This window comes from [Mycoplasma] phocae (genome assembly GCF_003332325.1).
Lineage (GTDB): Bacteria > Bacillota_I > Bacilli_A > Mycoplasmatales > Metamycoplasmataceae > Metamycoplasma > Metamycoplasma phocae.
On sequence record NZ_CP029295.1, the window covers coordinates 283,574 to 307,464 of the forward strand.

A 23,891-nucleotide genomic window follows, 5' to 3' on the forward strand; every position below is an offset into this window, starting at 1 on the left:
GCTTTTTTGTTATATAGTAAGACTTTTTGAGAAATTGAATAAAAAAAATGCGCAATTTCTCACACTACATTAAACAATAAAACGAGAAATTGCTACCTTTATTATACTATATGTAGTTTAATATTTTTAAAAAAGTAGTTTCTTCAAAAAAAGAAAAAACTATGAAAATATAGATCAACTACAAATATTTTATATCGAATTTGATTCATTAACAAAAATCGGATTCAAAAGTCCATAAACATTAAAAACCTATAAATTTTGTTTAAACCAATTAAAAAATCGAGTTAACATTGAAGATTTATTAGACCAAATTAATTTTATTTTAATTAATTCAAAAAATAGTCAAAATACAAAAAATTATATCGGCAAATTTTTAAAATTTTTTTTTTGATTTTAACAAAACAAAGAATTTATATGCCATTTGACCAAAAAATATCAAGTTTTAAAACCGAATGTGGAACTATACGAAATTATACAACTGAAGAATTAAAAATTCTTTTTGTTGAATTGAAAAAAATAAATAATTTAAGTTATGAATTTATATTCAAATTTATTCTTTTCACTGACATAAGAATAAGTAAATTAAATTTTACTGATTGAAACAGTTTTCAAGAAAAAATCATAAAATAATTTTAAAAACTACTAAAAATAATAACTCATGACCTCTAAATTTATTCTAATTTTTTGATGAAAATAACACTTTTAAATCATTTATAGAATCAAATGAAATTAAATTTAAATTTAATGTTAAAACAATAAAAAACAAGTTCATATTATTTAAAAAGCAAGTTTTGAAAGCACACTCCAATTTCAAAAATAAAATAAGCATCACATTTTAAGACAGACCTGTTACTTTCGTTTTTGAAAGTGGACCGACTTGCGAACAAATTTCTAAAGTAATTAAACACAAATTATCAATTACCACAGCATCAAATTATTATTATTAAATTTGTAAATGAAAAAGAGGCAATTCGCCTCTTTTTATAGTTAATGGTAATATCTTAATTTTTAAAATTTATGACGTCATCTTAATGTTTTAAAATATCTGCCATGTCACTATTTGATTGTGTGATTTCATCATCAGGAGATGAGAAATCGTAGGATTGAAAAGTTCCGTTTTCTAAAAGAAATTCACGGGTCTTTTCGGTTTCAAATTCGATGTCACTGTTTTTAAGATTATTAAAAATTTCTTCTTGAATATCTTTAGTGACCTTTGGAGCATTATTTTTAAGTCCAGTTGCAATAACTGAAACAAATAATTCTCCGAGTTTGTTGCTTTCTTCAGATTGGGTTTGAGTTAATCCAAAGATAATGTTAATGTCATTTCCAACTAGTTCACGCATGGTTTTTAAACCATCTTGAATTTCATTCAATGTAACTTTTTGAGATGCAGAGAAATAAACAATAGCATCACTTGCGCCAACAATACTAGATTCTAGAATTGGACTACTAATAGCTGAAGTAATAGCCTTTTGAGCTCGATCTTCGCCACTTGCTTGTCCAATCCCGACAACTGCTTCACCTTTATCTTTAATAATAGTTTCCAGATCAGCAAAGTCTAAGTTAATAAATCCAGGAACAGCAATTACGTCTATTAATGTTCTAATTGTTTGTTTTAGTACATTATTAGCACATTTAAATGCATCGTTAAAAGCAATATTTCCATACTGTAAAAGTAATTTATTGTTTGAAATAACAATATAAGAATCAACGTATTTTTTGATTTCTTCAATTCCGCCTTGGGCAATTTCTGCCCGTTTTGGTCCTTCGAAATCAAAAGGAGTAGTAATGATAGCGACAACTAATGCCTTGCACTCTTTTGCAATTTTGGCAATTACCGGTGAGGCCCCAGTTCCGGTGCCTCCTCCCATACCGGCCGTAATTATTACCAAATCAGCGCCTTTAAGACGGCTTTTAATATCATCTTCACTAAGTTGTGCGGCTGCTCTTCCTACTTCTGGTTTTGCACCAGCGCCAATACCTCTTTTATCTCCTAAATGTAGGACATATTTCTGATCAAATTTCGCCAAAGCTTGTTTATCAGTATTTGCTACGATAAATTCAAGACCACCAAGATTTGTATCGAGTAATGTTTGAATACTATTATTTCCACCACCACCAACACCAATAACTTTAATATTAGCTACTGGATTATAATCTATTTCTTCCATGTTTTCTCCTCTATATATTATTGATAATATAAATGATTTTGATTATCTTTATTAAGTGCTATTGTATCAATAGTAAATAATTCTGTTGTAATTGTAAGCTCATTTTGTTTTTTTGAATAACTCTCTATAATGTTCATCAATCCAAAAACTTCTTTACTAATTAAAAAATTAGTTTCTTCAGTTTTGAAAATCCTTAAGTTTTGTTTTTCGTTTAATGAGTTTATTCAAGGTGAAAAATATTTAAATTTACTATTAAAAATATATAAATTTAATTTTAGGTTGTTACAATTTTTTTCAACAAAATCATTTAAAAAATTAATAATTGTTAAAAAGAATTCATTGCATATTAAGAAAATATCATTTTCATTTTTAGATTTTCTTAAATTGTTTAGATTAGCAATGGCGGTTAATATTTGTGATTTACTCAAATTCAATTTAGATGATATTCGATCAACTAAGACATCAAATCCTAAATTAATTGTGTTTGATTTCAAAATATTTTTAGAAATTGATAACTCAATATCAATTTTTTTATTGTCTAATTTTACAAATATTGCTGTATCACTTTTGTGCATCGGTAGAAGTGAATAATTTTGTAATGAATTAAAATCACAAATTTTTGCAATATTTAATTTATTAATCAACATAATATCTTCTAAAATTTTGAAAACCTCAAGCGGAATGTATTTTAGCAAATAAAATAATTGGTCATTTTTTTTGGCTATTAATGAATAATCAGTTAAATAGAAACCTTGTTTATTTAAAAATGATGCAAAATAGCTCCCAGGGTTATTCATTAATGAATTAACATCATCAATTTTGATCTTAATAATTTTGTTATTGATTGGTAATAATTGACCATTTTCAATAAAAATTACAATTTCGTTCAATTTTCCCTCTATAATTGCTTCAATTTTTAATTTTGTTTGTTCAACAAATTTTACGAGATTATTTTTAGTAAATTTAAGAATATCAACTTTGGTCTTAAAAATTGGAAAAATGCTAGAAGAAGTTTTTTCAACAACTTCAACTTCAAAACTACTATTAAGTATTTTATATATAACAATAATAGTCCTTTTCATTTTACTCCAATCTAGTTATTATCCTTAATTTGGCACTTCGTGCTCTTCTGTTGTTTGTTATTTCATGCTCAGATGGAAAAATTATTTTTTGTTTCCATTTTTTATTAACTTGAATTGGTATTTTTTTTAACACAGGATCGAAATAATTTAATTGTTGAAAATAGTTTTTCACAATTACATCTTCTTTACTATGAAAAGTAATTATTGCTAATTTACCGTTCTTATTTAGAATAGAATCAATTTGTTCAAGTAATTCTTTTAGTGCTCCAAGTTCATCATTAACTTCAATGCGGAGTGCTTGGAAGACTGCTTTTGAAGGATTTTTCTCACGTACAATTTTTGCTGGTAAGACATTTTTTAGTAAATTACTTAATTCAAAAGTCGTATTAATCGGTCGATTTTGGATAATGGCTTTAGCAATTAGTTTTGCTAATTTTACATCAGCGTTTTTATACAATATATCAACGATTTCTTGTTCTGAATAATAATTAATAATGTCATATGCGCGCAATTTATTATCTAAATCCATTCGCATATCTAAATCAGCATCTTGTGAATAAGAAAATCCACGGCTACTATTGTCAAGTTGGGGACTGCTAACGCCTAGGTCAGCTAATATTCCATCAACTTTTTCGATACCCAACTTATTTAATTCATTTTTCAAGTGACGGAAGTCACTTTTTATTAAAAAATAATTTGAATTAATACTAGCCAATGTTTTATTACTTTCATTAATTGCTTCAATATCTTTATCAAAACAGATTAATTTTCCAGTATCAAGTTTTTTTAAAATTTCTTTGCTATGTCCAGCTCTGCCCAAAGTTAAATCTACATAGATTCCATCCGGTTTAATTGTTAGCGAATTAATTACTTCGTCTAATAAAACCGGAATATGATTTTCTATAATTTAACTCCTTGCTCAAAAAGTTTTTGGGTGAGTTGAGCGACATTATTATCATCTTCATAGAAGCTTTCTTTTTCATCATAAACTTCTTTTGAAAAAAGTTCACAAGTATTTCCCACTCCTAAAAAAACAACATCTTTTTTGATAGCGATTTTGTCGCAGAAATGTTTTGCTAAAATAATTCGACCTAATTTATCAGGTTTTACCATCTCTGTATTAGAATAAATATATCTTATTAGATCGCGAATATCTTTATTTAAACTATTATTTTGCTCTAATTTACTTTTTAATTTATCAAATTCATCTTGAGTTCTCAAAATTAAAGATTGATCAAAACTTAGTGTAATATAAAATTCACAACCTAACTCCTGCAATAATTTTGCTGGAACGACTATTCTATTCTTATCGTCGAGTTGGCGATAAAATTTACCAAACATTCCCACTTCCTTCCACTATCTCCTTTATTCTAACATAAAAAACCGCACTTTTAATTTTTTGTTTAATTTGTGACCATAATATATATAATAATAGATAGAATTTGCTAGTTTAGCTTAGTTGGCAGAGCAACTGATTCGTAATCAGTAGGTCAGAGGTTCAAATCCCCTAACTAGCACCATATATAAAAAATACCATGTTGATCTACCATTTGGTAGTCACATTTTTTTATTGCAAAAAAATAAAAAAATAAAAAATAATTTTTTTTTAAAAAAAATAAATTTGTTTGTTATAATTAGTTAGCATTTCATTAAGAAAATGATGCCGACTTAGCTCAGCGGTAGAGCAGCTGGCTGTTAACCAGTTGGTCGTTGGTTCAATCCCAATAGTCGGCGCCATTTTGGCCCTATGGTGAAGTGGTTAACACATATGGTTTTCATCCATACATGCGTGGGTTCGAGTCCCGCTAGGGTCACCATTGGAGAATTAGCTCAGCTGGGAGAGCATCGCCCTTACAAGGCGAGGGTCGTGGGTTCGAGCCCCTCATTCTCCACCATTTGTTAAAATACACCGCAAAAAACATCATTTATCGTGATGTTTTTTTATTTAATTTTCCGAACTTATTTTGATAAGTTTAAATAATTAAATATTACAAACCAATTCAAAAATATTTAGAATAATTTTTTTTATACGTTCTAAAAATTAATGGCATCATCAAAAACAAACATAATTTATAAACTTAACCAACTTGATCTAAATTGTGAAATAATTTTTTATGCTAATCTAAGGCATTTGTAGCAAATATTATATTTATTTAAAGATAATAATAAATTTAAATTTTATTACTATCGATAAAACTTTTCCCCCGTAGAAAATAATTTACAGGCTAATATAATATAAAATATTTTTAAAAATAGATTTTTTGCAATATTTTTTAAAATTAACAATTACTTTATTTTTATTTTTTTTCTCCAAAATTTACAACAAAAAAATTAAATTGCATGGCAACAATTTAATTTTTGTTTGTGAATTTACATTATTTAATCTTCAAAATCTATATATACCATTGTGTGGTCACTAATTTTAGATCTTATAAAGCTAAATTCATTCCCATTAAAATCTTTTGCAAATTTTGGATTTAAATTTAAGATATGTTTTTTATCCCAAATTCCATTTTTAAAACCATTAATAATATCAGCTTTGAATGAAACTTTTTGATATCTTTCATCATTATATTTTATTTTTTCATTTTCATCAATAATGTTTAAATTATGTTCCTTAAACAATAATTTATCATAAGCTTCGCTATATCCTTTGTTTCTTCCTAAAGATGTTTCATAAAATTCATATTGTTCTGTCGGTTTTCCTTTAACTTTAAAATTGGACATTGAACCATAATAATTTTTAATTCCCTTGCTAGTGAATTCATCTGTATTAAATAAGCGATTATTTTTTGTTTTAATGTTTGTATCTCCACCAAAAATAATAGATGCATTATCCGATAGTTGTTCATAATACTTAAAGGCATTCGCAATATCTAATGCTTCTTTAACTTCTTGAGCTCCTTGACTTTTATATTCGTTTTGGCTTGCCTCTTCTGAAGCTTTACCCGGACTATCTAGATGACCAAATATTGAAACAAATGGTTTATTTCCTTTAATTGTTTCAAAGAATGCGGCAAATAATGGTCTTTTAAATGAAACTCCCGAATTTGTTTTATCATTTCCATAAGATTGATAATTTTTATTATAATTTTTAAAATTTTTCTTTTTTATTTTATTTGTATTATAAATTATAGCAATTTGTTCTTTTGTTGCTTTTGAGCTTGTTTTGTTTGCATCATCAACCGGTTGAACTATACAATCATAAGAACTACTATTGCTCAATTCATTTAATGCATCAACAATATTTTTAACATCTTTACCCTGGTTATAATTTATTTCCGTTAGCCCTATCACATCTTGTTGACTTTTATAAATTAATTCAGAAATTGCAGCTACTTTAGGTCCATTTTTGTCACTTAATTCGCCACCACCGTAATTTAAAATATTTCAATGTCCTACTCTAATTAAATTTTCTGGTTTATAAAACATTTCTTCAATTTGTGAATTGAATTTAGGCTTTTCTATTAAAGGTTTTGATCCGGAATTTTGATCTTCTCTTTTTATACTTTCATTATTTGAATTATTATTTTCATCTTTACTAGAATCATTATTATTGTCGTCATTTGGAATAGTTTCTTCATCGTTATTTTCTTCACTAGAATTATTATTTTCATCTGATTCATCGGAATTTTTATCGTCACTATCCTCTTTTTTGGAACCTAAATTTTCATTATCTTCATCAGTTGTTGGAGATTTTTGATTTTCTTTATTTTCACTATTTTTTTCAATATCTCTGTCAATAATTGGCAAATCTTTTTTTGGAGTTTTTGTTGGATCATTATCTTTAATACTATTACCTGGTGTGGTTATAGTTTTTTTACCATCGTCAGCTCTAGAGTCATTTTCTTTTTTTTCATTACTGCTATTTTGATTACATGCTGCTGCAACTAGTGGCAAAGCTGTGACCGTAAATGGCAAAACAATTCATCATTTAAAATTTTTCTTTTTCATAATTAAATATCTCTTATCTTAATTTGCATAAAATTTAATTTATATTTATATATCATTAATATTTTATAATTTTTAAATAAAAGAATAAAAAATGCCTTTATTTTAAACACTATTGTTATAAAAAATTGTGTTTTTTATTTTTTTATTGCATTTTTTTTGTATTTTTTAAAATTCATATGTTGAAGTAAAATATTTTTGAGTTTTTAATATCAATTAATAGCATTAAAATTTGGAAATTATTTAGCACACTAAAAAATAATCTAACTTGTTTTGATCTTTATTTGATGAATTATTTTTATTAGAGAATTTTTATATTATTTAGCTAATTTTAAAATTCATTTTGCTTATTTGTCAATTTATTTAACAAATATAAACAAGCTACAAAATTAGCTTTGCAAAGCAATAAGTTAGGCTACTTAAGTTATGCGACATAATTTAGACTATCCAAGATGAGGAGTGTTTTTATGTTAAAACAATTTTTATTTGATGAAAAATTGAAATAATGCAAACTAATTGAAAAAGTGGATTTAAAATTGCTTTAATCTAGTTTATTTTTGATAATTAATATTGGTATGAAAAATATAGGTTTCATCACTCTAACGCATAGGTTAGATATGTAAAAACTCCTTCAAAAAGGATACATTATATACAATTCTAATATTGGATCTAAAATCAAAAACAGAAAAATCATCAAAAGATAAATTAGCTATCTTAAAAATTAAAAATTTAATGATTTAAATAACAAAGAAATTCACATTATTTTTTTATGCTCTTATTAATTCGCTAAAGATATGATACTCTCTAGAAAATCGAAGGTCAGAATATTTTTCTGCGAATCAGCAAAGAGAAAATATCATCTTATAAAATACAACAATTTAGATTTCAAAATAATATATAGCAAAATTAGAGTATATATAGAAGAGCACAAAAAAATATATTTAAAACCCCACACTATGTTTTCAGACAATGTGGAGTGAGTGTTTAAATTATTTTTCCTAAGCTAATTTTATGATTACGTTTTTTTCTATTAAAAATTAAAATTTCATTATGATAATTTTTTATAATCGAACCTATACAAATATATCTAATTGTGGATAATTAGCGGGATCAAATTTTTTGTCATTAAGAATTTTTCTAGAATCATATCAACTTAGCCCTGGTATCAAATATTCCTCTGATGTCCCGTCTTCTCTAAAAAGAGTAAAACCCAGAAGATAAATTCTTGGGGTGAATTTTGAATAATCATTTCCACCTGAAAATTCGATCTTAGAACTCGCCAATCTACTAATACTTAGTACAGGTCTAGATAGATACGAATTTATATATCCATATTTATCCCTGCCATTGGGTAAAAAAGTTGTATCATTATTGCCCTGATATTCATTTTTTATCGGGAAATTGTATTGAACAAAATTCGGTAATATCTTTACTTTTTCGATTTCTTTATTTTTGCGCAAATACGCGTATACGTAAAAAAATTTTTCGTATTTAAACCCAACATCGACTCTTGGTACCACCTTAACATTATCAACAAAATTTATTGCGTTAATCTCTAATTCATATAATTCATTAAAAGTTTTTATATTTTTTATAAGTTGATATTTATAATAATCTGGAAGCATGTATTTTTCTATTGATGATATAGTACGTGCATATTCAGAATAGTAGAATTCATAAATTTTGTCTAGATATGAATAGTTATCATCCTTATTTTCAACAATCATTTTATAAAATTCACTATATTTAGATTCATTTTCATATTTTAAATCATTAATAATATTTAAATATAATTTTTTAAGATTAGTTTCTTTTACTTCCCTTAATTTCGGTGTTGAAGAATCAAGTTTTTTTATTTTTTCAACTAGTTCCTTGTTTTGAGGATCGGCCGCATTCGAAACAAGATCTTCAATATAATAGTTTACTTGGGCTATAATATTTTCTTCTAATTTAATTAGGTCATTTAAATTAGTAATATGTGATAATTCCCTATATCATTTTATGCCTCTCGTATCTGAAGCAAAATAGAAATCAATCATTTTTTTTATATTAGGTCTTCTTTCTGATATTATTTTTTCTTCTGCTTCTATTCTCTTTTTTTCCTCTTCTTCTTGTTTTCTTAGTTCTTCTTGTCTATTACGTTCTTCTTCTTCTTGTTGTTGTTGTTTTCTTAGTTCTTCTTCTTGTTTCCTTCGTTCATCTTCTTGTCTATTACGTTCTTCCTCTTGTTTCCTTCGTTCATCTTCTTGTCTATTACGTTCTTCCTCTTGTTTCCTTCGTTCATCTTCTTGTCTATTACGTTCTTCTTCTTCTTGTTTATTGCGTTCTCTATTGTGTTCCTCTTCATGTTGTTTGATAGCTTCTTTAAATTCTGATTCAAAAACTTGAGACCCAATAGGATTCGTTTTTCCAATTTCGAATTTTATATAAAAATTTAAATATTTATAATCTTTTTTTAAAGGCAAATAAACAATAGCGTATTTTTTGATATTTAGAGATATTGATGAAATTTCTTCGAATTTAACTCTAACAAAAACAGTTTCAGTATCAACTATAAAACCATCATTTTTAGCCAATTGAATTTTAGTAGCATCAAAATTATCAGCTTTTTCATTAATTGAGCCTTGGTATGAAAAAGTAATTTCTTTTCTTAATTTTTTCTCTTCAGTTTCTGTAATTGGATTTGATGGGAGAGGCTGTTGGTGTGGTTTTCTAATGGGGCGAGTTGGCATATTACTATTTTCATCGCTGCAAGATGCAGCGATTAAGGGTAATGTTACAACTATGACCGGCAATGCAATTCATCACTTAAAATTTTTCTTTTTCATAATATTCCTTGTTTGTTTATAATAAATTGGATGTGTTTGAAAGTTAAGGGAGAAGTATTACATTTAAAAATTATCTCTTACTTTTTTATCCTAATTAAATTATAAACTATTTTTTATGTCTTATTTTTAAGTATATTTTAGTTTTTTTATATATAAAAAAAATCATCAAAAAATGCGCCTACACAAGTGTAAACATTTTATTTTTTAACAATTTTATTTTATGAAACACGTATTCGCATATACGAACACGCCTTCAAATAGGACAAAATGAGAGGATTGAAACTCTTTACTGGAGTAAATTAGGTTACATAATTTAGACACTCTTTATTTTAACTAAAATAGTTTGCCGCAGAATTACTTTTATGCTTCTCTTGAAATATTTGAATATAATTCCTTATTTTGCGAAAAAATGTTTTGATATTTTGATTCCATTTATTAAATTGTTAAACTCTTATGAATTTTAAATCCCTTGTATAATGCTTATAAATATCTTTTGCTTTTTAGATTTTATATCTTTATTAAAATCAAAAAATCTTAACTTATATAGAGATTAAAACTTAATTATTTCCATAAATTGATAATTTACTAGATCTATGAAGCTTTATCGTCTAAGTTAATAAGGTTGGAATATTATTTATATAAAAAATTACCAACAGATGTGGTAAAAGTCTTGTTATGCTTTTCATAAATTATTAAATTAATTGTTGGTTTTAAATAAATATTAGGTTTCTTTATTTTTTTCATACTTAAATTATAATAAACTTTATTAAAACATTTTAAAAGCCGGTTTTACCCGACTTTTCATACTTGGCCAACAGCTTTCGCTCCGACCCTTTACTTTACACTTATATATTATCATATTTTTTTAACCATTTGTAAAAAAACCAAAAAGTATAAAGATAAATATAAAAAGTCAGCATACATTAACTTTCTCTTTTGATTTTTTATGAGATTTTTAAATTTTTAATAGTCTTTTTTTAAAACTAATTTTTCTAATTCTGTGTTTTTTTCCCAAAAGCTAAATTATATTAATATTAATATTCAATTAAAATCTATAAATTAACTAATTAATAACAAAATCATTTTATGAGTATAAAATTTAATGTTTTAACTTTTTCACTAGTATATTCAAAAATTTTTTGAGTTATTTTTAATAGGTTGATTTCTTTAATAAAAAAATCACTATCAAGATTTTGATAACTAGGAGTTTTTAAATTAAATTTGTCACTTATACTTAATAAGTTACGACAAATAGTATTTTTATTTTAAATATTTGCTTTTCCAATAGATCCAAATTCAGCAAATTTTTCTTTGAGCACCTTTTTTAGTGCTTGCATCCCAAAATTAGCAATTTTTCTTGGATCATAATTTTTATTTTTATCAATTTTTTTACTAATAACAAACTCTTTAATAGCCTCAGCATTGGCAATTTGTAACTCGGTATTAATGTTAATTTTTGCTATTCCTAAACTAATTGCCGTTTGCACTTGATCTTTTGGAATTCCACTTCCACCATGTAAAACTAAAGGAATTCTACAAGCTTCATTGATTTGATTTAAAATATCGAAATTTAAACTTTTTCAATACGATGGATATTTTCCGTGAATATTATTAATACCAACCGCCAAAGCATCAATACCTAATTGTTGCATTTGAATGGCTTCATCAATATTAGAAACTAACTGTCCAGATGAAATTATTCCATCTTCTTCGCCACCGATTGTACCAATTTCTGCTTCAATTGATGCATTTTGACTATGAGCTAGCAATATTAATTGCTTGGTATTTTTATAATTTTCAGAAAAAATTTCATGACTTCCATCGTACATAATTGAGCTAAAACCGGCCTCTAATGCTTTGATACAATCATCATAATTTCCATGATCTAAATGAAGTGCAACTTCAGTTTTAATATTTAAATCAACAATTAAACTCTTAACTAATTCACTAACAACGTGATAGCCGCCAAAATATTTAACAGCCCCAACAGATGCGCTAATAATAATCGGGGCTTTTAACTCATCAGCAACTTCCAAAGCCGACTTAGTTCACTCTAAATTATTAATGTTAATATGAGCAACAGCATATTTTTCTTGATATGCTTTTTTTAACATATGATTGATATTTACTAATTTCATTATTTATCCTTTTACTATTATTTTAATTATTGCTAACCTAAAAATCGTAAAAAATATTAGGTTGCTAATTCAGCATTAATAGTGTTAAATGTTTTATTTTTATCAAAATAATTTTATTACTAAATTATGGATTTTTAAGCAAAGCTGATGATAAATAGAATGGTAATTCTTTATATTCTATTAATAACATTTTTAACATCTTCAAGAAAAAAATATTACACACATCTTATTAATGGTAAATCAAAAATTTAGAAATAAAATTTGCTATTGATATCTTTTTTGTTTACGTAAAATTTATTAGGATGTAATAAATTCATTTAAAACAAAAAAATATCAAGTTTTTTATATTAAATATAAAATAATTTTTTTATAAATTAATCTTAATATTTTATTTTTTTACCAATTTTTATAACTTTATTACTTATAATTTAAAACATTGGAGTGTTATGAAAGATAAAACAAAGATTATTATTCCTAAAAGAAGTTATTATAATGGAAAGGAATACCAACTTGATTTTGAAAATCAAGTCTTCAGGGTTAATCCAGATTTCTTAAAAAAATTGCAATCACATAAGCCTGGAACATTCGGTGGATTTCGAAAAATGACTGGGTCAGCGCTAGGTGATATTATGCTGCTAACAAATTTTAATAGTCAATTCGTTGCCTATGCCCGACTTTGCGGCTTTGGTATGCCAATTTTAGATGATAAATATGTTCGTGCTGGAGTTATTTTAGAACCTAAAATTTTAGAAAAAATTGAACAGAGTATTGGCGATAAAATTCTTCGCTATCCTGCTGAAAAATACAATTACGATTATTTTAAAGAAAACCAATTATTCGGTGGTTTACCAGATGGATTTTGAGAAAAAAAACGAATAATATTTGAAATTAAAACCGCTAATGAAAAAAAATTTGACCAGTGAAATCAATATGGAGTAAATGTGGGATACATTAAACAAGCTCAACTTTATGCTTATTTAATGGGAGTTAAAACATTTTCAATTGTTGCTTGCTTTCTTAAAGAAGAAGATTATATTGACCCTAATAGCGTTGACATTAATAAGCGTATTATCAAAAATTGAAATATGTTTGTCAATGAAGCTCAGGTAAAAGATGATATTGAAACATGTACTAAATGATTTAATGAATACACTGCTAGTGGAATAAGTCCAAAATGAAATGAAAGCATTGATCAGGATTTAATAAAATTTCTAAATTGTGAAAATTTTGAACAATGAGAAAATTTATATTTAAAATGAGTTGAAGAAGGGAAGGCTGTGGCTAAATATGAACAATAAAAAATATTATAAATTTCTAAATTATGCAATAATGAATTCATCAAGACCATATTTTGCATTTAATACATCTTTAGAAGAAATCTATAAAAGTTTCAATGAGGAATATGACGATGACGTAAACATTTTCAATCAATCTGATTATCAAATTGATTGTATTGAAGAAAAAATTGAAACTGAATTTGGAGAATATTTCACTACTGCCGATAGGGAAGAATTAGATAAATTAATGGGATATGAAAAATTGCTATTTTTAAAAAACAAATTAGCAAATGATTCAACATTTTATAAACAAATCATCGAACACGATAAAATTAATGTCGCAAATGAATTGATTGACAAAATATCAGAATATAAAGCTTTAGCAATGGGACTTGGTTTAGTTACTAATAAAGCGATTGAATATTTAAAAAGAGATTATTTTAGTAATCGCGAAATTGAAATTATTAGTTGCAAACAAAGAAAAGATAAAAAAATTGAACAAACCAAACAATCAGTAATTAATGATAAAATTCTAATTAATCCTGCTTTTGAATATAAATCTTGTATTGCTGTTCCATTTTTCTATGATGTAAAAACAAAAACTGTTGGAATATTACTCTACTCTAATAAAACATCTTTAAAAAACATTTTTCGACTATATTATGATGTTAATGTGATTAGAAATGCTGGATATGAAGTTAATGAAGCAGTTATTGTTATTCCAAAATATCAAGATCGTAAAAATGTAAAACAAGGGCGCCTTAATTTTATGGTTAGTGAATATGCTAATTATAAAAAATCTAAACCAACTATTGATAAGAAAAAAAATCTATCAGAAAATGAAATTCAAGCAATTTTCATTAAAGACCCTAACTTTAAATATTCAAGTAAAACTACTAAGAAAAACGTCGAAACAAACGTTAAAATAATCGATCATATCAACTCTGAATTATCCATTTTAGAATTTTTTAATAAAAAAGTTAATGAAAGAGAAACTTTTACTTTTAAAAAATTTGTTGAAATTGTTAATGATGAAGAATTATTAAAAAAATACTCATCTTGAGTAAATGAAATTGATGAAACTGATCTTGAAGATGATCTAAATTTAGGCAATCAATTTTATTTAAGTATTGTTGAAAAATTACTTCCAAATTATGCAATATCTTCAAAAGTAATTCTGCGACTAAAACTTAAAAATTTAAAAGAACCTAATTTTAAAGATCAAATAATTTTAGATTTTTATGATAATAATAAAGTTGCTTTAAATCCTGATATTGAAGAATATCATGTGTATCAAAAAATCAATAAAGAAAATGCCAAAATTATTTGATTTGATTTTGAAGGAGTAACACTACCAATTCCAATAATCGATTATAATAAGCCTTATAACCAACTAATGAGTCAAACTTCAATAATTAAAACCATTAATAATGAAATTTATGAATCGCATGATTATGTTTATGATCCTAAGAAATACGATTATCGTACGTTAATTAAAGTAATTGATGATTTATATGATGAAGAAGCTTCTTGTTATGTTGTTTATAATAAATCATATGAAAGTTCAAGACTACTTGAAATGCAAGAAATGCTATTCTACTATTATGATAGATCTGAGTTAATATCAATAGAAGAATATAGAGCAATTGAGCACAAAATTAAATTTATTGTGGAAAGAATAGTTGATATCGCTGAACTTTTCATTGTTGGTTCGCATGGATTAAAAATTTCAAACTGCCAAATCAACATTGGAGAACTTAAAGGAAAATATTCAATCAAAAAAATTGAGCATTATGTTTCAAATAATAAAATCAAATTACAACATATGATTATGCCTTATAAAGATTTAGCTATTAAAAATGGTGGTATGGCACTTCAAATTTCAACTGCCCGTGCTCTTGATGTAATTAAAGATAATGAATGAGAGCAAGAAATCATCGCTTTAAAACAATATTGTCATAACGATGTCTTGGCGATGATTATGGCCTTTGATTTAGTTAAACATATTATCAAATCCCCACGTAGAAGAGAATATATTAATAATTTCAAAACATATAAAGATTAATTTAAGAAAAAATAGCGAAAAAAAATCCTCGCTTTGTGTTGTAATTAATTTATGGATATGCAAAAAAATCGAGGAATGTTTTTAGAAAGTATTATCAATCGAAGTAATCAATTTTATTTCGAGAATAATATTGCGCTAATTCACAAAAAAAATTTAGACATTGACTTTAAAAGCGTTGATCTAAAAAATAAGAAATTAATTGTAAATAATGCCTTTATTAAATCCAAAAGTACTGTTGATTACTATGGAGTTTATAAAGGCATTTTTTTGGCATTTGAGGCTAAAAGCACAAATGAAAAAAATTTCAGTATGGATAATATTAAAAAGCACCAAATTGAATATTTATCGTTAGTAGACGCTCATCAAGGAGTGGCATTTTGAATTATTTATTTTAATTTACAGAACAAGTTTATTCTTATTAAACATAACCAATTTTTAAAAATTAGTAAGAATAAAAAGACGCTAGCATATTCATTACTGCTAGCTAATGGTATTTCTATAGAATTAGATTTTCCAGGAATATTAGACTATCTTAAAGTGATTTAATCTTGGTGATTTAATTTATTATATTCTTCATCAATTCTATCACGATAAGCAGTTGAAAATTTAAATCTTGGATCCAATCTTGAATCAATATTTAAAACTACTTTTGTAATATTATGAATTTTTGTTTTAGCAGGAATAAATTTAGAAGAAAACATACCAAAACCTGAAATAGAAACATTATTTCCCTGTACAATTTCATTTGTAATTGCCGTAACAATTTCATTAAAAATAGATTCAACTAGTACTTGTTGAAATCCAGTTTTTTCACTAACGTGAATTATCAATTCTTTTTTATTCATATTATTTAATCTCCTATTTTTCTATTCATGTTTTAAAGGTCTAACCATCAATGATTTAATAACTTCTTTTATGTTATTTTTCATGTAAATTATTTTGTATAATGCTTCGACTATGGGTAATTCTAGTCGCCCATTTTTAATATAATTTTCATAAATAACTTTTATTGATCTAAGCCCTTCAACTGTTTTATTGTTTGTTTCTTTAGTATTGCTAAAAAAATTTTTGCCAAAAGTATAATTTCTTGATTTAGGTGATAACGCAGTTAAAATTAAATCCCCTATCCCTGACAAACCAAAAATTGTTGATTTCTTGCCACCAACATATTTATTATAAGTTAGGATTTCATTGATTGAGCGACTAACAAGCGCAACTTGAGTATTTGTTGAATATCCTAAACCTTCTGCCATACCTGAAGCAATTGAGATAATATTCTTAAATATTGCCCCGACTTCAGCACCTTTAACATCGTTTTGTGTATATACTCTAAATCATTCATTAGAAAATAACTTTTGCACCTTTTTTGCAATATTTTTATTATAAGCCACGGCATCAACTAAAGTAATATGTCTTTCAACAATATCAATCGCAAATGACGGTCCTATTAGTGAAACAACACCTGTGATATTGCTGTTAGTTTTAATTAGTTTACTCATTTCATCATAGACTGAGACTGCCGTGTCAGGCCAAAAGCCTTTAGATACATTAATAAAAATGGTGGGTTTAGTTATTTTTGAAATTACTGATTTAAAAACATCTTCAATAAATTGTGTAGGGATAGCAAATAAAATGTAATCAGCATCTTGTATTGCTTCGTCTATATTGGCAGTTGTTTGAAATTTTGGAAGATTAATTTTATCTGAAAAATATTTTGAGTTTTTACCATTTTTAAGTTCTTCTAACTCTTGGTGATCAACTCCATATATGATTACGTTATGATTGTTATCTTCTAAAACTGTAGCACAAGCTGTTCCCATACCACCACTGCCTAATATAGCGACTTTTTGCCTCATAATTTATTCTCCCTTTTTATTTTTGTTTCTTAAAATTAATTCAATTGGCGTACCAGAAAAATTATAATTCTCTCTAATTTGATTTTCAATATATCTTAAATAAGTAAAATGTGCTAAGTCTTTATTATTAACAAATAAAATAAAGGTGGGAATTTTGGCTTCAATTTGTTTAGAGAATGTAATTGATAAACGTCTACCATTAATTGAAGATGCGGGTCTAATAATTTGCGCATTCATAATAACGTTATTCAATTGATTTGTATTAATTTTTCTCGAAATATTTTCTTTTACTTGAAGAATTGTTTCTTTTAATTTATTAATACGATTTTTGTTTTTAGCAGAAATAAATACTATTGGCGCTCAATCTACAAATTTTAATTTTTTTGAAAGATTTTTTTTATATCTATCCATTGTGTTTGTATCTTTTTCAATCAAATCCCATTTATTGACAATGACAATAAGTGGTTTTTTTAATTCGTATGCGATTCCAATTATGTTTTGATGAAAGTGACTAACTTCATATTGAGCATCTAATAGTAACAAACAAAGATCGGTATTTTCAATTGATTGAGTAGCTCGCATTAATGCATAATGTTCAATACTATCTTCAAGCTTGCTCTTCCGTTTAATTCCGGCCGTATCAATAATTTCAAATTCTTGGCCATCAATATTTATTAATGTTGAGACTGAATCTCTCGTTGTTCCAGCTACTTCACTAACAATTGAACGATTTTCGTTTGATAAAGTGTTTAGCAATGTACTTTTACCAACATTAGCCTTCCCTAATAAAGCCAATTTGAAATATTGAGATTCACTCTCTTCATCATAATTCAAGTGATTTAGTACTTCATCTAATAAATCACCTAGTCCATCTCCATGAATGGCACTAATTGGAAAAATCTTATCAAAGCCTAATGAATAAACTGAATTATCATAAAAAGTTGTCTTATGCCCTTCAAGCTTATTAGTTGCCAATAGAACTGGTTTATTAATTTTTCTTAGCTGAGTGGCGACATAATAATCTTCAGATGTTAGTGGTTCTCTTCCATCAATTAAGAAAATAATTACATTTGCTTCTTCAATAGCAACCTGGGCTTGAATTTTAATTTGTTCTTTAAAATTTTCAGATTCAATAGTAATTCCACCAGTATCAACAATAGTAAATTCTTTGCCAGCCCATTTAGCATCGGCATAAATTCGATCTCGTGTTACGCCTGGTGTATCATAAACAATTGCTTGCCTTCGATTAATGATCTTATTAAAAAGGGTACTTTTACCAACATTGGGTTTTCCAATAATTGCGACGATATTTTTATTCATTTTTCACCTTTTTCATTATCTCATTCATCATTGCCTGAAAATTTTCTTCTATACTCATATTAGTTGTATCAATTTCGATACTACCCTCTGAAATTTTTAAAGGATCAATTGCACGGTTAGTATCATTAAAATCTCGTTCTTTAATTGATTTTAATACGTCGTTATAGTTTGAAATAATTCCCATTTCCTTATCTTGGTTAACACGTCTTTCGGCTCTTTTTTCAGGAGTTGCTCAAAGAAAAAATTTTACTTCAGCATTTGGCAGAATCCGGTAAGTTGCATCTCGTCCATCAACAATGATTCCTTTGTTTTTTTCACTAAATGTTTGAATGAAACTATTTACCTTGTTTCTTACATTTTGAAATTTGGCAATTTTTGATGCAATTTTAGAAATATGGTCTTCTCTAATTTTCAGAGTTACATCTTCATCTTTGAAAAAGATACGATCTTCAGCATCAATTCTAATGTCGTCAATACTTCAATTATTATTAACATCATCTTCATTGTCGGTATCAAGTTTTTGTTGAAATGCATTAAGTGCCACTATTCGATAGAAATTTCCCGAACTTAGAAATTTATATCCCAAATGTTGAGCTAATTTTTTTGACATAATTGTCTTCCCAACACCGGATGGCCCATCAATTGCAATATTAATTCTTTTAAGCATTTTTTTCTCCTCTCCTTCAAACTATAACTAGTCATTATATTTTATTTTTTTCAATTTATCATCAATTTTAAATTTATTTTCATCATACTCTAAATTCAACTTCTCAATTTCTTTACTCAGATTTGCCTTAATAGACTTAATTGTTGAAATATGTGAGTTTAATTCATAGTTTTCAATTTGTTTATTTAAATCGTATTTATTACCCGATAAGTCAAGATAATTATCTTCATAGTATTTAATGTAAATATCATCAAATACCTCCAATTTATTGGCTTTTGATAATTGAAAATAATTCTCAATATCGTTAATAATTTTTTTGTATTTTTTGTAATCTTTTTTTGATTTTTCAGATCTAATTTTTCATTTTTTGTTTTCCATATCTTACGCATTTGAAACAACGAAATTTTTCTTTCGAATTTCGGATTTTATATTATTATCGTTTTTATGAATATATCTATATGTTATCGTTAAATTATTCAACCCTTTAATTGGATTTCATTTAACATAAGCATCATTATCCACTTCTGAAGCCGGACTAATATCAAAACTATCTGAGGGATAAATATCTGGAAAAGCGTCATATTTAATAGTTGCTTCTTGAAAAATTTTAAAAATCTTTTCTTGAAATTCCATTGATTCAAACCATTTTTGATTATCTTTTTTTTCATTAATTATTTTTTTAAATTTTTCTGATAAAGTTTCAAGATTTTGATAAAAAGGTGTTCCTAGATCTCATTTTTCGTTTTTACTAATGATTCTAATAATTTTCGAAGATTTATAATAGTATTTTGATTTTGGAGTACCCTTTTGTGCATTTGTTTCAAAATTGCCGGTAGCAAATTCATAATTTAAAAATACTTCATAATTAACTCTTAGTTCTTTAGGATTATCTGTTAATTGAATACTACTATATCTAAAATCTAAAAATTTAATTTCATCAAAGCTCAAACTATTTTTCAATTTTTCTGACAAAAATTTATTTGCATCAAATGGCTTTGGTCTATCTCTTAATAGTTTGTTAATAGATGGACTTAAGAAATTCCTTTGTAAACCTCTTGCCGCGCTTTCTTTACTCTCAGTTTGATTGTTCTTGATATATTCTTTAATTTCTGGATGAGATTCATCATATTCTTTTATAGCTTTATCGGCCAAATTCTTTTGCGATATGAAATTTTCATACAAAATTCTTGGAGTAAATGACTCAATCAATTCATCTTCTAATAAATTAGCCTTGGCTTTTTCTTGAAATTCTTCTGGGCTCCAATAAACCTTTTGAATCTTTCTTGTATTCCTAACAACAAAATAAATTGCACCACCAATAGATCCGGCAATTGTTATCGGTGTTAGTATTGAACCAACAATTAATCATGCTCTTCTTTTTTTAGTTATTTCCATATTCTATATAATTTTATATTATTTTTTACTCTTAACAATGAAAAAATATGAATTGACACAATAAAAAACAAAAAAATAACTGTATTAAATTTAGTTATTTTTTTGAATTCCATTTTCAGCTTGATTTTTTTGGTTTTTCAATATTTCTTATGTAGTTGCAAGATGGGAAATTTGTACAACCAATAAATTTACTACGCTTAATTTTAGTGTAACGATATACAAGATTTGAGTTGCACAATGGACATTTTTCATCTAAGAATTCACTTGGTAGAACAGTGATTTCAATAGTTTGACTCACATCATATAAATGATTATTAAATTTATTTCAAAAATCTTCCATTAAAATCTTGTAATCTTCTTTACCTTCTGAAATCATATCAAGATCAGCTTCAACTTCAGCAGTATACTCTTCGTTAATTGTTTTAGGAAAACCGTTTATTAGTTTGTCTAAAACAATTTTTCCAAATTCAGTTGGATGAAGGCTACCATTTTGGACTTCAACAAATAGCCTTTTCTTAATTAAATTAATTGTTGATGCAAAAGTTGATGGTCTTCCAACTTTTATATCATCTAAGGTTTTGATCAGTGAACCTTCAGTATATCTAGCCGGTGGAGTAGTTTTCTTATCTAATTTAACGAATTCATCAACACCTAATTTATCTCCAACTTCATATTTAGGAAGTGGTTTTGGATCTTCAAATCCAGTAATTGCATAATATCCATTAAAAATAACTTGAGTATATGACATTTTAAAGAAGTAATCATTATTTTTTAATTCATATTGATATATTTTTCTTATTGGAGGATTCATTAAAGCCATAATAGTTTTTTCATAAATAATTTTATAAATATAACTATCAACATCACTAAGACCAAATTGTAAAGTTGCGTCTTTTGGTGTTAGGTTAATATCAGTTGGACGAATGGCTTCATGGGCGTCTTGTTCACCTTTAAAGCCTTTGATTTCATCAGCTACATACTCTTCACCAAATTTATTCTTAATATAATCTTTTGCTTTTTGAATAAAAGTTTCACTCAATCTAGTTGAATCTGTTCTTGGATATGAAATTAATCCAGCTTCAAATAATTTTTGAGCACTTACTTGAACAACTGAAGATGAGTATTTAGCTTCCTTATATAAGACTGATTGTTTAAATGGAGTTATCATCGATTCACGTCTTTGTGAAATTTTATAGTCAGTTACATAAAGGAATTTATCCTTTTCAAGTTCTCTAAGTATTGCAATTGATTTCTTGGGTTCAATTCAAGTATTATCATTGCTGAAGTCTAGGTCTTTTTTATAAAAAAAGTTAGCTTCAATTCCTTCATCAATAATTGCGTTAATTTTACTGTATAAAATTGGAATAAATTCCTCAATTTGTCTTTCTCGATCGCAAACTAATTTCAAAGCAATCGATTGTACTCGGCCAGCGGATGGTGATGTTGGCGCATTCTTAATTTTTTGTTTCATTAATTGCGAAAGTTTAAATCCAATGATTCGATCAAGCATTCTTCTTGCTTTTTGAGCATTAACTAAATTTGTATCAATCAATAACGGATTATCAAGTGCATTTTTTATAGCCTCAGCTGTTATTTCATTGTATTTTATTCTCTTATATTTATTTTCTAATTTTAAAGTGGAAACAAGATTATTAGCAATAGCTTCGCCCTCACGATCTGGGTCAGTTGCGATAAAGACTTCTTTTGCTTCTTTTGTAGCTTTTTTTAATTCGGAAATAACATTTTTCTTGCTAGGATCAGGAACCATATTTGGCTCTCAGTTTTCAAAATCAATTCCTAAATTACCAATTCCTTTAGTTGCTAATTTTAGGATATGACCAACTGATGAGATAACTTTTATATCATTACCAACATATTTTTGGATTGTATTTACTTTATTAGGCGATTCAACAATCATAACTTTTTCATTCATTATTCCTCCTTATTGGATGTTAATAATAATAACATAAACCTAATATAAGATTAAAATAAAAAAAATAAAAGTGATTAGAAACTATCTAACCACGTTTTATATTCTTTATCTTTAGAATTATCAAATATTTCTCGAATTTTTTCTTTATCATTTTTATTAAATTCAGGAATGTAAGGTTTAATTGTAATAATTAAATTACCCCTTTTATTACTATTTCTAATTGGAAAACCTAAATTGTTCAAAGTTATTATTCCATCTAATCTCATATTTTTATTTAATTTGATTGGTTGATTACCATATGGTGTTGGAATAATAATTTCTTCTTCTAAAATAATTGATTTTATTGAAATTGGAACACTTAGGACAAGATCATTGTGAACTAATTCAAAGTGTTTATCTTTCTTTACATTAATATAAATAAATAAGTCCCCTGGTTCTCCACCATTAGGTGAAGGCATGCCATATCCTCTTAAAACAATACTTTCTCCGTCTTTTATTCCGGCTGGAATTTCAATTGTTTCTGAAACCTCATTAGTTTGAAATCCAGATCCTTTACAAGTATTACAAGGTTTTTTAATGATTTTACCATTTCCTGAGCATCTATTACAAGTGCTAAGTGCTGAAAATATTCCCAAGATATTTCTAACCTGACCAGTTCCATCACATTTCTCACATCGATAAACATCACTAGAAGAATAAGCACCAGATCCATCACAAACCGCACACTTAGAGGTTTTCATTAAATCAACAAGAACCTTTTTACCTTTAATAGCATCCATCAACTCAATAACATATTTCCGGTGTAAATCTTCACCTCTTTGTTGTCTTGGTTGTCTTTGACCAAAATTAAATAAATCTTCAAATCCAGTGGCACCATCAAAACCACTAAAAGCATTTTTGAAATTACCGAAGAAACTTCCAAAAATATCTTCTGCTGAAAAGTTAAATGAATTTGGATCAAATGCTGAATGACCTAATTGATCATATTGTCTTCTTTTTTCAGGATTAGAAAGAACTTCATAGGCTTCCGCTACCTCTTTAAATTTTTCTTCAGCATCATGATCTTTGTTTTTATCGGGATGATATTTCATCGCCAATTTTCTATATGCTGATTTAATTTCACTATCTTTGGCATCTCGTGAAATTCCTAATACTTCATAATAATCTCTCTTATTTTTTTCCATAGCTTATATATTTTAGCACAAAAA

Annotated in this window: 19 protein-coding genes and 4 tRNA genes; 8 read left to right on the forward strand and 15 right to left on the reverse strand. The window is 26.5% G+C overall.

The window, feature by feature from the left end; translation table 4 throughout:
• Positions 1-387: 387 nt before the first annotated feature.
• On the forward strand, positions 388-630 hold the full coding sequence (locus DA803_RS01240) for a hypothetical protein (RefSeq protein WP_145960818.1): 243 nt from the start codon (positions 388-390) through the stop codon (positions 628-630).
• A 398-nt stretch (positions 631-1,028) separates the two neighbouring features.
• Here DA803_RS01240 and ftsZ read toward each other — a convergent pair whose 3' ends face one another.
• The 4 genes from ftsZ to DA803_RS01260 are packed head-to-tail and all read right to left on the reverse strand — an operon-like array spanning position 1,029 to position 4,594.
• Complete coding sequence (gene ftsZ, locus DA803_RS01245) at positions 1,029-2,171, reverse strand: cell division protein FtsZ (RefSeq protein ID WP_114190827.1); 1,143 nt, start codon at positions 2,169-2,171, stop codon at positions 1,029-1,031.
• 17 nt (positions 2,172-2,188) lie between these two features.
• Positions 2,189-3,253 (reverse strand): hypothetical protein, encoded by a 1,065-nt coding sequence (locus tag DA803_RS01250; protein WP_114190828.1) that lies wholly within the window; start codon positions 3,251-3,253, stop codon positions 2,189-2,191.
• A 1-nt stretch (position 3,254) separates the two neighbouring features.
• Positions 3,255-4,157, reverse strand: coding sequence for a 16S rRNA (cytosine(1402)-N(4))-methyltransferase RsmH (gene rsmH, locus DA803_RS01255; protein WP_114190829.1), 903 nt, complete (start codon positions 4,155-4,157; stop codon positions 3,255-3,257).
• Positions 4,154-4,594 (reverse strand): division/cell wall cluster transcriptional repressor MraZ, encoded by a 441-nt coding sequence (locus DA803_RS01260; RefSeq protein WP_114190830.1) that lies wholly within the window; start codon positions 4,592-4,594, stop codon positions 4,154-4,156. Before DA803_RS01260 ends, rsmH begins: the two co-directional genes overlap by 4 nt.
• 103 nt (positions 4,595-4,697) lie before the next feature.
• Between DA803_RS01260 and DA803_RS01265 the strand changes: the two genes are divergently transcribed.
• The 4 genes from DA803_RS01265 to DA803_RS01280 all read left to right on the forward strand — a co-directional run bounded on the left by DA803_RS01265 (position 4,698) and on the right by DA803_RS01280 (position 5,148).
• Positions 4,698-4,773: transfer RNA gene (locus DA803_RS01265), tRNA-Thr, on the forward strand.
• Positions 4,774-4,915: 142 nt separating this feature from the next.
• Positions 4,916-4,990: transfer RNA gene (locus tag DA803_RS01270), tRNA-Asn, on the forward strand.
• A gap of 4 nt (positions 4,991-4,994) precedes the next feature.
• Positions 4,995-5,070: transfer RNA gene (locus DA803_RS01275), tRNA-Glu, on the forward strand.
• A 2-nt stretch (positions 5,071-5,072) separates the two neighbouring features.
• Positions 5,073-5,148: transfer RNA gene (locus DA803_RS01280), tRNA-Val, on the forward strand.
• Positions 5,149-5,632: 484 nt separating this feature from the next.
• Here the strand turns inward: DA803_RS01280 and DA803_RS06130 are convergent.
• The 3 genes from DA803_RS06130 to DA803_RS01295 all read right to left on the reverse strand — a co-directional run bounded on the left by DA803_RS06130 (position 5,633) and on the right by DA803_RS01295 (position 12,170).
• Entirely contained in the window at positions 5,633-7,207 is a 1,575-nt protein-coding gene (locus DA803_RS06130) for an MnuA family membrane nuclease (protein WP_114190831.1), read from the reverse strand.
• Between the two features lie 1,070 nt (positions 7,208-8,277).
• Complete coding sequence (locus DA803_RS06135) at positions 8,278-10,032, reverse strand: hypothetical protein (protein WP_114190832.1); 1,755 nt, start codon at positions 10,030-10,032, stop codon at positions 8,278-8,280.
• 1,265 nt (positions 10,033-11,297) lie between these two features.
• Positions 11,298-12,170, reverse strand: coding sequence for a class II fructose-bisphosphate aldolase (locus tag DA803_RS01295; protein WP_114190833.1), 873 nt, complete (start codon positions 12,168-12,170; stop codon positions 11,298-11,300).
• Between the two features lie 446 nt (positions 12,171-12,616).
• Between DA803_RS01295 and DA803_RS06140 the strand changes: the two genes are divergently transcribed.
• Genes DA803_RS06140 through recU form a run of 3 tightly spaced genes read left to right on the forward strand, consistent with a single transcriptional unit; the run spans position 12,617 to position 16,058 of the window.
• A complete protein-coding gene (locus DA803_RS06140) occupies positions 12,617-13,468 on the forward strand; it encodes an MAGa7180 family putative nuclease (RefSeq protein ID WP_114190834.1) in 852 nt (283 codons plus the stop codon).
• Entirely contained in the window at positions 13,458-15,512 is a 2,055-nt protein-coding gene (locus tag DA803_RS06145) for a UU173 family protein (RefSeq protein WP_114190835.1), read from the forward strand. Before DA803_RS06140 ends, DA803_RS06145 begins: the two co-directional genes overlap by 11 nt.
• A 51-nt stretch (positions 15,513-15,563) precedes the next feature.
• Positions 15,564-16,058 (forward strand): Holliday junction resolvase RecU, encoded by a 495-nt coding sequence (gene recU, locus DA803_RS01310; RefSeq protein WP_114190836.1) that lies wholly within the window; start codon positions 15,564-15,566, stop codon positions 16,056-16,058.
• Here the strand turns inward: recU and DA803_RS01315 are convergent.
• The 8 genes from DA803_RS01315 to DA803_RS01350 all read right to left on the reverse strand — a co-directional run bounded on the left by DA803_RS01315 (position 16,055) and on the right by DA803_RS01350 (position 23,867).
• Positions 16,055-16,357 (reverse strand): HU family DNA-binding protein, encoded by a 303-nt coding sequence (locus tag DA803_RS01315; RefSeq protein WP_114190837.1) that lies wholly within the window; start codon positions 16,355-16,357, stop codon positions 16,055-16,057. The two genes, recU and DA803_RS01315, sit on opposite strands and share 4 nt — an antisense overlap.
• A 21-nt stretch (positions 16,358-16,378) precedes the next feature.
• A complete protein-coding gene (locus DA803_RS01320; protein ID WP_114190838.1) occupies positions 16,379-17,368 on the reverse strand; it encodes an NAD(P)H-dependent glycerol-3-phosphate dehydrogenase in 990 nt (329 codons plus the stop codon).
• 3 nt (positions 17,369-17,371) lie between these two features.
• The gene (gene der, locus DA803_RS01325) at positions 17,372-18,688 is read right to left on the reverse strand and encodes a ribosome biogenesis GTPase Der (RefSeq protein WP_114190839.1); all 1,317 of its coding nucleotides are present in this window, start codon (positions 18,686-18,688) and stop codon (positions 17,372-17,374) included.
• Positions 18,681-19,355 carry a (d)CMP kinase gene (gene cmk / locus DA803_RS01330; protein ID WP_114190840.1) on the reverse strand — a complete coding sequence of 225 codons (675 nt, stop codon included), beginning with the start codon at positions 19,353-19,355 and terminating at the stop codon, positions 18,681-18,683. Before cmk ends, der begins: the two co-directional genes overlap by 8 nt.
• A 27-nt stretch (positions 19,356-19,382) precedes the next feature.
• Entirely contained in the window at positions 19,383-19,733 is a 351-nt protein-coding gene (locus DA803_RS01335; RefSeq protein ID WP_114190841.1) for a hypothetical protein, read from the reverse strand.
• A 3-nt stretch (positions 19,734-19,736) separates the two neighbouring features.
• Positions 19,737-20,750, reverse strand: a complete 1,014-nt coding sequence (locus tag DA803_RS06150; protein ID WP_114190842.1) for a hypothetical protein — start codon at positions 20,748-20,750, stop codon at positions 19,737-19,739.
• A 94-nt stretch (positions 20,751-20,844) separates the two neighbouring features.
• Complete coding sequence (gene topA, locus DA803_RS01345; protein WP_114190843.1) at positions 20,845-22,683, reverse strand: type I DNA topoisomerase; 1,839 nt, start codon at positions 22,681-22,683, stop codon at positions 20,845-20,847.
• A gap of 74 nt (positions 22,684-22,757) precedes the next feature.
• Complete coding sequence (locus DA803_RS01350) at positions 22,758-23,867, reverse strand: DnaJ C-terminal domain-containing protein (RefSeq protein ID WP_114190844.1); 1,110 nt, start codon at positions 23,865-23,867, stop codon at positions 22,758-22,760.
• Positions 23,868-23,891 lie beyond the last annotated feature (24 nt).